The sequence below is a fragment of the Streptomyces mutabilis genome (assembly GCF_014649815.1).
GTDB lineage: Bacteria > Actinomycetota > Actinomycetes > Streptomycetales > Streptomycetaceae > Streptomyces > Streptomyces mutabilis.
In genome coordinates this window covers 103,636-112,616 of the sequence record NZ_BMTT01000019.1, presented here as the reverse complement: position 1 = coordinate 112,616, position 8,981 = coordinate 103,636, and the positions used below count along the sequence as shown (strand labels likewise).

Here is an 8,981-nt window from a genome sequence, read left to right as displayed (position 1 = left end):
CCCGAGTCCAAGATCGTGGAGACCCTCATCGAGGAGGCCATGAAGATCGCCGAGCAGATGGAGAAGGACGGCGCGTCGGGGGAGCCGGCCGTCACCGTGAGCTGAACAGCACGGACCGAAGGGGGCCCGAGCGTGACGATTCTGGAGAACATCCGGGGACCACGCGACCTGAAGGCGCTGTCCGAGGCGGAACTCGGTGAACTGTGCGACGAGATACGTGACTTCCTGGTGCACGCGGTCGCCCGTACCGGCGGCCACCTCGGCCCGAACCTGGGGGTGGTCGAACTCACCGTCGCCCTGCACCGGGTCTTCGAGTCACCGGCCGACCGCATCCTGTGGGACACCGGCCACCAGAGCTACGTGCACAAGATCCTGACCGGCCGTCAGGACTTCTCCAAGCTGCGCGGGAAAGGCGGACTGTCCGGTTACCCGTCGCGCGAGGAGTCCGAGCACGACGTCGTCGAGAACAGCCACGCCTCCACCGTGCTCGGCTGGGCCGACGGCCTCGCCAAGGCCCGCCAGGTGCGGGGGGAGCGCGGGCACGTCGTCGCCGTCATCGGTGACGGCGCGCTCACCGGCGGCATGGCCTGGGAGGCGCTGAACAACATCGCGGCGGCCCGGGACCGGCCGCTGATCATCGTCGTCAACGACAACGAACGCTCGTACGCGCCGACCATCGGCGGCCTCGCCGACCACCTCGCGACGCTCCGGACGACCGACGGCTACGAGCGGACGCTGGCCTGGGGCAAGGACGTGCTCCAGCGCACACCCGTGGTCGGCCATCGCGTCTATGACGCCCTGCACGGTGCCAAGAAGGGCTTCAAGGCCACTTTCGCCCCGCAGGGACTCTTCGAGGACCTGGGGCTGAAGTACGTGGGCCCCATCGACGGACACGACATCGGGGCGGTCGAGTCGGCGTTGCGGCGCGCTGAACGCTTCCACGGCCCCGTCCTCGTCCACTGCCTCACGGAGAAGGGCCGCGGCTACGAGCCCGCCCTGCGCGACGAGGCGGACCACTTCCACACCGTCGGCGCGATGGACCCGCTCACCTGCGCGCCCCTGACCCCCTCCAGCGGGCCTTCCTGGACCTCGGTGTTCGGTGAGGAGATCGTGCGGATCGGCGAGGAGCGCGACGACGTGGTGGCGATCACCGCGGCCATGCTGCACCCGGTCGGCCTCGGCCGCTTCGCCGAGCGGTTCCCCGACCGGGTCTGGGACGTCGGCATCGCCGAGCAGCACGCCGCCGTGTCCGCGGCCGGTCTCGCCACCGGCGGCCTCCACCCGGTCGTCGCCGTCTACGCCACCTTTCTCAACCGCGCCTTCGACCAGCTCCTGATGGACGTGGCCCTGCACAAGTGCGGCGTCACCTTCGTGCTGGACCGGGCAGGTGTCACCGGTGCCGACGGGCCATCGCACAACGGCATGTGGGACATGTCCGTCCTCCAGGTCGTCCCGGGACTGCGCATCGCCGCGCCGCGCGACGCCGACCAACTGCGCGTCCAACTGCGCGAGGCGGTCGCCGTCGACGACGCGCCGACGCTGGTGCGCTTCCCGAAGGAGTCCGTCGGGCCGGCCGTACCCGCCGTCGACCGGATCGGTGGCACGGACGTCCTGCACGCCGCCGACCGGCCCGAGGTGCTGCTCGTCGCCGTCGGGGTGATGGCGCCCGTCTGCCTTCGCGCCGCAGAACTGCTGGAGGCCCGCGGCATCGGCTGCACCGTCGTCGACCCACGGTGGGTCAAACCCGTCGATCCCGCGCTCGCGCCCTTGGCCGCCCGGCACCGCCTGGTGGCCGTCGTCGAGGACAACAGCCGCGCCGCCGGGGTCGGTTCGGCGGTTGCGCTGGCGTTGGGTGACGCCGAGGTCGACGTGCCGGTCCGCCGGTTCGGCATCCCCGAGCAGTTCCTCGCGCACGCCAAGCGCGCCGAGGTGCTCGCCGACATCGGTCTCACCCCGGTCGAGATCGCGGGCCGGATCAGCGCCAGCCTGACCGTCGCCGAACAGACCGGGGACGGCCGGATCGCCATGCCAGTGCAAGGAGAGAACCGATGACCGAGGAGTTCGACCTCACCGCGCTCCTGGCCGAGCGCGGAGCCGAGCGGTACGAGCTGCACGCGAAGCACCTCAACCACCAGCTGCCGCGCATGCTCCGCACCATCGGCTTCGACAAGGTCTACGTGCGGGCCGAGGGTGCGCACTTCTGGGACGCGGACGGCAACGACTACCTGGACATGCTCGCCGGGTTCGCCGTGATGGGCCTCGGCCGGCACCACCCCGTCGTCCGCAAGGCACTGCACGACGTCCTCGACGCCTCGCTCGCGGACCTGACCCGCTTCGACTGCCCGCCACTGCCCGGGCTGCTGGCCGAGAAGCTGCTCTCGTTCAGTCCGCACCTGGACCGGGTGTTCTTCGGCAACAGCGGAACGGAGGCGGTGGAGACCGCGCTGAAGTTCGCCCGGTACGCGACCGGCAGGCCGAGGGTCCTGTACTGCCCGCACGCCTTCCACGGGCTGACCACCGGCTCGCTCTCGGTCAACGGCGAGAACGGCTTCCGCGACGGCTTCGCACCGCTGCTGCCCGACACCGCCGTCCCGCTCGGCGACGTGGACGCCCTGGCGCGGGAGCTGAAGAAGGGCGACGTGGCGGCGCTGATCGTGGAACCCATCCAGGGCAAGGGCGTGCACGAGGCCCCGCCCGGCTATCTGCGCGCCGCGCAGGAACTGCTGCACCGGCACAAGGCCCTGCTGATCGCCGACGAGGTGCAGACGGGACTGGGCCGGACCGGGAAGTTCTACGCCTTCCAGCACGAGGACGGCGTCGAGCCGGATCTGGTGTGCGTGGCCAAGGCGCTGTCCGGCGGATACGTACCCGTGGGGGCCACGCTGGGAAAGGACTGGATCTTCCAGAAGGTGTACTCCTCGATGGACCGGGTGCAGGTCCACTCGGCGAGTTTCGGATCCAACGCGCAGGCCATGGCGGCGGGGCTCGCGGTGCTGTCGGTGATGGAGAACCAGGAGATCGTGGCGAACGCCGACGCGGTGGGGGAGCGGCTGAAGTCCCGGCTCGAGGAGCTGGTGGACCGCTACGAGCTGCTGGCCGATGTCCGGGGCCGGGGGCTGATGATCGGCATCGAGTTCGGCCGGCCCCGGTCTCTGAGACTGCGCAGCCGCTGGGCGATGCTCCAGGCGGCACGGAAGGGACTGTTCGCGCAGATGGTGGTGGTGCCGTTGCTGCAGCGCCACCGCATCCTGACCCAGGTCTCCGGCGACCATCTCGAGGTGATCAAGCTGATTCCGCCCCTGATCATCGACACGGCGGACGCGGACCGGTTCGTCGACGCTTTCACCGAGGTGATGGACGACGCGCACAACGGCGGCGGCCTGATGTGGGATTTCGGGAAGACGCTGGTCAAGCAGGCGGTGGCCAACCGCTGAGGGTGCCCATTGCGGTGGGTCCGCTCCGGTCCGCTCTTTGCCTGTCGGGCAAGAAAATTGCCTGTGGGGTAAACATCGGGCTGAATGGGAGGCATGACCTCCCACGAGACCGGACCGTCGGCATCGGAGACGCCGGCGGACGCGGTGTCCGCCGTGGCACCACAGTTGCGTGCCCTGCGACGCAGGGCCGCCCTCACCCTGGAGGCGGCGGCCCGGGCCGCCGGACTGTCGCCCGCCCACCTCTCCCGCCTGGAGACCGGGCAGCGCCAGCCCTCGCTGCCGATGCTCCTCTCCCTCGCCCGTGTCTACGGTACGACCGTCTCGGAACTGCTCGGCGAGACGACCGCGGACCGCGACGCTGTCGTGCGGGCCGACGCCATGGAGCCGACCTTCGCCGGCGGCTGGACGTACTGGCAGGCCGGTGGGGCCGGCCGCGGCATGCAGGCCCTGCGCGTGCACGTGCCGCACGGCTCCCAGGGCGACATCGTGCGGGTGCACCCCGGTGAGGAGTGGATCCACGTACTGCGGGGCCGGCTGCGGCTCCGGCTCGGGGACGCGGTGCACCGGCTCGGTCCGGGCGACAGCGCGCACTTCGACTCGCTGACCCCGCACCGGATCGCCGCTCAGGACGTCGACGGGGTCGAGCTCCTGTTCGTCCACACACTGCTCCAGAGCCCGACGGCGGCGCTGTGTCTGGGACCGGCCACCGCAACGACCCACCACGACCTGGGAGAGATGCCATGAACCTGCAGGACAAATTTCCGCGCGCCCTGTGGGTGCGGCTCTTCATCTACCTCATCGTGGGCCACGTCTTCGCGGCCTTCATCTACCTGCTCTTCGAGGTGGGCGCCAACAGCCGCTGACCCGGCGGCTCAGTCCAGCATCCGCTCGCGCAGCCGCTCCCGGGTGCCCGGAGTGATCCGCAGGCCCTTCTCCAGGTAGGCGTCGACCCCGCCCCAGGTCTGCTCGATGGTCTCGAAGGCCGCCGCCAGGTACTCGGCACGCGCGTCGAAGAGAGGGCTGAGCAGCTCCATGACCTCGGGGGAGTAGGCGGAGGCTGCGGTACCGCTGCGGCGCACCTTGTAGCGGCGGTGCGTGGCATTGGACTTCAGGTAGTCCTCGACGAGGGCCTCGCGCTCGACGCCGAGGGCGAGCAGCGTGATCGCGATCGACAGGCCCGCGCGGTCCTTGCCGGCCGCGCAGTGCATCAGGGCGGGGACGCTGTCCTCGGCGAGCGCGTGCAGCACCCGGGAGTGCTCCGCCGTACGCTCCTTGATGATCATGCGGTACGAGTCGATCATCCGCTGGGCGCCCTTGCCGTCCGCGAGGATCTCGCGCAGCTGGTCGAGGTCGCCGTCGCGGACCATCTTCCAGAACTCGGCGCCGTCGGCGGGGTCGCTCAGCGGCAGGTTCACGTTCCTGACGCCCGGCAGCTCGACGTCCGGGCCCTCGAGCTTCTGGTCGGCCGCGTTGCGGAAGTCGAAGACGGTGTGCAGGCCCAGTGAGGCCAGGAACGCGGCGTCCTCCCCGGTGGCGTGCGCGAGGTGGCCGCTGCGGAACAGCACCCCGTGGCGCACCCGGCGTCCGTCCACGGTCGGCAGCCCGCCCACGTCCCGGAAGTTGCGCACCCCGGCCAGCTCGGGTTCGGTCGACGGCACCTGCTGCGTCACGGGGACTCCTCCCACTCCGCCCCGCCGACGCCGCTCGCCGACGGGCACGACTCGACGATACGGCACGGCGTCGAGGTCTCGGGGGCGAAGTCATCCAACTACGCCACTTCTGGGTCTTCTGTCCGGATTAGCGCCTTAATTCAAATTGGTCCTGGAATGTGAGGGGCTGGCGGGGGAGTGGGTGAGCAGGGTCATATCCGTGACGGTGCGTTGCCCGTCATGTTCACGTAATTAAGCCGGTTTCCATGGCCTTTTGCGAGAGAAGGTGCCTCAGGAATCGACGGAGGGTGACGGACGATTCCGGTGATGGATCAACCGGAACACCCGTCGACGGAACCCGTCGCTTGTCGCTCCGCGTCTTGGTCGCTTACGTTCACCACCGATCCGGACGGACGCCTAATCCTGCCGCCGACCGGAGCCCGCACTCACCCACCACCCGTACACGGCAGGAGCGGGGGACCCACAGGTACAACCGCCTGTTCCGGTTCCCGGAACGGCTAGGGGTCAAGCCGCGCCTCGGCGCGGCCGGGCATCTCCAGTCCGAACCCGACAGCTCACCTCGCAGGCGCCGGAGAGGAATTCGACATGCCCGCGAAGGGTAAGCACCGCCGTACCAAGGTCATGCGCCTGACCCGTGCCATCGCCGTCGCCGGAACCGGTGGCGCCGCGATCGCGCTCCCTCTGATGGGTGCCGCCGGCGCCCAGGCCGCTCCCGCCCAGTCCGCTTCCGAGCAGGCCGTGCAGTCCGTCCCGGCGTCGGCCCAGAAGACCGCCGCCGAGAAGAACGCCGACTCGAGCACGTACACCGTGAAGAGCGGTGACTACCTCTCGAAGATCGCCGACGAGCAGGACGTCGACGGCGGCTGGAAGAAGCTCTACGCGGACAACCGCGAGGCCGTCGGTTCCGACCCGTCGCTGATCCACCCCGGCCTGAAGCTCTCGATCGGCGCGAAGGCCGCCGAGTCGGCCCCGTCCTCCTCCGCCGAGTCGGAGAGGCCGGCCGCCGAGAAGCCCGCCGCACCGCAGAAGTCGGCCGAGAAGCCCGCGAAGTCCGAGTCGGCCGAGAACACCTCCTCCTCGGAGTCGTCGAACACGAACACCCAGTCCGCCGGCACCACCAGCGGCTTCACCTCCCCCGTCCCGGGCGGCACCGTCGGTACCCCGTACCACCAGACCGGCAGCATGTGGTCCAGCGGGTACCACACCGGCACCGACTTCGTCGTCCCGACCGGCACCTCGCTCAAGGCCGTCGGCGCGGGCACCGTCGTCTCCGCCGGCTGGGGCGGCGCCTACGGCAACCAGGTCGTCATCCAGCTCGCCGACGGCCACTACGCCCAGTACGCCCACCTGTCCTCCCTCTCCGTCTCGGCCGGCCAGTCCGTGACGGCGGGTCAGCAGGTCGGCCTGTCGGGTGCCACCGGTAACGTCACCGGCCCGCACCTGCACTTCGAGATCCGCACCACCGCGGACTACGGCTCCGACGTGGACCCGATCGCATACCTGCGCTCGCACGGCGTCTCTCTCTGACGCTTCCCTCGCGCCGCCGAAGGCCGGACCCCGATCCCCGGGTCCGGCCTTCGGTGTATCGGCCTTCGCTGTATTCCTGAACTGGCGAACACTTTAGGAGTGGTGTTTCTCACCGCCCGTCAACCCTTTCCTACGGTCGCGTAGGTCACATTCCAAGGTGAATGATGGGCCGATGTGGCAGACGATTCGAAGAATGACAGCAGAGCAGTGATCGGGTCGTACGTGGCGGTGGGGGACAGCTTCACCGAGGGCGTCGGTGACCCCGGGCCCGACGGGGCGTTCGTCGGCTGGGCCGATCGGTTCGCCGTACTGCTCGCGGACCGGCGCCCCGAGGGCGACTTCACGTACACGAACCTCGCCGTACGCGGCAGGCTGCTCGACCAGATCGTGGCCGAGCAGGTGCCGCGGGCCGTCGAACTCGCGCCGGACCTGGTCTCGTTCTGCGCCGGCGGCAATGACATCATCCGGCCCGGCACCGACCCCGACGAGGTGGCCGAGCGGTTCGAGCGCGCGGTGGCCGCGCTGACCGCCGTCGCGGGCACCGTGCTGGTGACGACCGGGTTCGACACCCGTGGGGTGCCCGTCCTCAGGCACCTGCGCGGCAAGATCGCCACGTACAACGGACACGTCCGTGCCGTCGCCGACCGCTACGGCTGCCCCGTGCTCGACCTGTGGTCGCTGCGCACGGTCCAGGACCGCAGGGCGTGGGACGCGGACCGGCTGCACCTGTCGCCGGAGGGCCACACGCGCGTGGCACTGCGCGCGGGTCAGGTCCTCGGCCTGCCCGTCCCCGCCGACCCGGACCAGCCCTGGCCGCCGTTGCCTCCCCGCGGCACCCTGGACGTCCGGCGGGACGACGTGCACTGGGCCCGCGAGTTCCTGGTGCCGTGGATCGGACGCCGGCTGCGCGGCGAGTCCTCCGGTGACCACGTGATCGCCAAGGGGACGCTGTCGCCGGACGACATCAGGCTGCGGATCGCGCCGGTGGCCTGACGGACCCGTTCAGCCGCAGCGAGCTAGTCGCAGGAGCCCGTCAGCGCCGCCCGGGCCAGGCCCAGTTCTTGGGCGAGCGCCTCGTCCGTCCACTCCTGGGCCCGGGCCCGGGGCACCGCGCCCGCGTACGACGTCAGCTGCACGGCCAGCCCGTCGAGGAAGGCCGTCAGGCGCAGGGCGGCGCCCTCGGGGTCGGCGCACCGGAACTCCCCGGCGGCCACGCCCTCGGCGATCACCCCGGCGATCTCCGCCTTCCATTGCCGGTCCAGGTCCCGTGTGACCTCCCGCAGCGTAGGCTCGCGCAGCGCCGCCGCCCAGCCCTCGATCCACAGCCGCCAGCCCTTGGCCTGCCCGGTCGGGGCGTACCACCGCACGGCCGACCGCAGCCGGCGCAGCGCCGACGTGCGCCGGCCGAGGAGCTTGCGCAGGCGCGCGAGATCGTCCTGCGCGGCGTGCGTGAACGCGGCGGCGACGAGCTTCTCCTTCGTGGAGAAGTGGTAGAGCACCAGCGCGTTGCTGACCCCGAGCGCGGCGGCCACGTCGGCGATCCGCAACGCCGCCACGCCCCGCGCCGATATCTGCTCCACGGCCGCACGCAGCAGCTCCTCGCGCCGCTGCGCCACACTCAACCGGACTCTCGCCACGCGCGTCACCCTATACAGGTGCCCGAACCTGCATCGACAGCCGCCGGGAGGCTCAGTCCGCCGTCGCGGTGGCGGCCGCGTCCGTGGGCCCCGCACCGGGCACGTCGCACGAGTCCTTGAAGCCCTGGCTGGTCAGATCGAGCGCCGCGTTGATGCGGGACCGCAGGTTCTCGACGGCGACCATGGCCGTCAGCTCCACGAACGCCGGCTCGCCCAGCGTCGTCCGCAGCCGCCCGGCGAGATCATCACCGACCACCGGCGGCGTCGCCGTCATCGCCTCGGCGTACTCCATGACGTCCCGCTCCAGCGGCGTGTAGGCGTCGCTCTCCCGCCACACCGGAACGTCGTGGAGCTTGCGCCGGTCCATGCCGCGCTCGGCGTTCTCCCAGTATCCGAAGTCCATGCACCACGAGCAGCCGATCGAGGCGGCCGAGGCCATCACGGCGAGCGCCTTCAGGTCGGAGTCCAGCCTGTGCCACTTGGCGACGGACTGCTCGAGGCGCAGGTCGCCCCAGAGCACCCGCGGGTTGTGGGCGAGCGCCTTGCCGGGGTCGAGGACCTTGCCGTAGGTGCGCCGGGAGTACCACTCCATCGCGCGGAAGAAGATCGTGCGGGGCGGGTCGAGCGATACGCGGGCCATGGGGCCACCTTCCTGTCCGTCGGTCGTGCCGTCCTGTTCCGGGCGCTCCTGTCGGGCGCCCTCGCCGGTACGA

The 8,981-nt window shown here is 70.8% G+C and carries 9 protein-coding genes and 1 riboswitch; of the genes, 6 read left to right on the top strand and 3 right to left on the bottom strand.

The window, feature by feature from the left end:
- The first annotated feature begins 132 nt into the window (after positions 1-132).
- The 4 genes from dxs (at position 133) to IE142_RS29180 (ending at position 4,297) form a co-directional block, all read left to right on the top strand.
- The gene (gene dxs, locus IE142_RS29195) at positions 133-2,052 is read left to right on the top strand and encodes a 1-deoxy-D-xylulose-5-phosphate synthase (protein ID WP_191888516.1); all 1,920 of its coding nucleotides are present in this window, start codon (positions 133-135) and stop codon (positions 2,050-2,052) included.
- Positions 2,049-3,434 carry an aspartate aminotransferase family protein gene (locus IE142_RS29190; RefSeq protein WP_191888515.1) on the top strand — a complete coding sequence of 462 codons (1,386 nt, stop codon included), beginning with the start codon at positions 2,049-2,051 and terminating at the stop codon, positions 3,432-3,434. The genes dxs and IE142_RS29190 overlap by 4 nt, the downstream gene beginning before the upstream one ends.
- A gap of 93 nt (positions 3,435-3,527) precedes the next feature.
- On the top strand, positions 3,528-4,178 hold the full coding sequence (locus IE142_RS29185; protein WP_191888514.1) for a helix-turn-helix domain-containing protein: 651 nt from the start codon (positions 3,528-3,530) through the stop codon (positions 4,176-4,178).
- The gene (locus IE142_RS29180; protein ID WP_043377559.1) at positions 4,175-4,297 is read left to right on the top strand and encodes a DUF6126 family protein; all 123 of its coding nucleotides are present in this window, start codon (positions 4,175-4,177) and stop codon (positions 4,295-4,297) included. Before IE142_RS29185 ends, IE142_RS29180 begins: the two co-directional genes overlap by 4 nt.
- Before the next feature lie 9 nt (positions 4,298-4,306).
- Here the strand turns inward: IE142_RS29180 and IE142_RS29175 are convergent, their stop codons facing one another.
- Positions 4,307-5,104, bottom strand: coding sequence for a tyrosine-protein phosphatase (locus IE142_RS29175; RefSeq protein ID WP_191888513.1), 798 nt, complete (start codon positions 5,102-5,104; stop codon positions 4,307-4,309).
- A 423-nt stretch (positions 5,105-5,527) separates the two neighbouring features.
- Positions 5,528-5,685: riboswitch (cyclic di-AMP (ydaO/yuaA leader) on the top strand.
- Positions 5,686-5,689: 4 nt separating this feature from the next.
- Here IE142_RS29175 and IE142_RS29170 point away from each other — a divergent pair.
- Entirely contained in the window at positions 5,690-6,631 is a 942-nt protein-coding gene (locus IE142_RS29170; RefSeq protein ID WP_191888512.1) for a M23 family metallopeptidase, read from the top strand.
- Between the two features lie 207 nt (positions 6,632-6,838).
- Complete coding sequence (locus IE142_RS29165) at positions 6,839-7,624, top strand: SGNH/GDSL hydrolase family protein (protein ID WP_191888511.1); 786 nt, start codon at positions 6,839-6,841, stop codon at positions 7,622-7,624.
- Between the two features lie 23 nt (positions 7,625-7,647).
- Here the strand turns inward: IE142_RS29165 and IE142_RS29160 are convergent, their stop codons facing one another.
- Both IE142_RS29160 and IE142_RS29155 read right to left on the bottom strand, forming a co-directional pair.
- The gene (locus IE142_RS29160) at positions 7,648-8,268 is read right to left on the bottom strand and encodes a TetR/AcrR family transcriptional regulator (RefSeq protein WP_191888510.1); all 621 of its coding nucleotides are present in this window, start codon (positions 8,266-8,268) and stop codon (positions 7,648-7,650) included.
- A gap of 52 nt (positions 8,269-8,320) precedes the next feature.
- The gene (locus tag IE142_RS29155; protein ID WP_191888509.1) at positions 8,321-8,908 is read right to left on the bottom strand and encodes a carboxymuconolactone decarboxylase family protein; all 588 of its coding nucleotides are present in this window, start codon (positions 8,906-8,908) and stop codon (positions 8,321-8,323) included.
- Positions 8,909-8,981: the final 73 nt, after the last annotated feature.

What these genes read in the sequence shown, in the direction of transcription:
- IE142_RS29190 (WP_191888515.1), top strand. Translation starts at nt 2,049, where the DNA reads ATGACCGAGGAGTTCGACCTCACCGCGCTCCTGGCCGAGCGCGGAGCC.
- IE142_RS29185 (WP_191888514.1), top strand. Translation starts at nt 3,528, where the DNA reads ATGACCTCCCACGAGACCGGACCGTCGGCATCGGAGACGCCGGCGGAC.
- IE142_RS29180 (WP_043377559.1), top strand. Translation starts at nt 4,175, where the DNA reads ATGAACCTGCAGGACAAATTTCCGCGCGCCCTGTGGGTGCGGCTCTTC.
- IE142_RS29170 (WP_191888512.1), top strand. Translation starts at nt 5,690, where the DNA reads ATGCCCGCGAAGGGTAAGCACCGCCGTACCAAGGTCATGCGCCTGACC.
- IE142_RS29155 (WP_191888509.1), bottom strand. Translation starts at nt 8,908, where the DNA reads ATGGCCCGCGTATCGCTCGACCCGCCCCGCACGATCTTCTTCCGCGCG.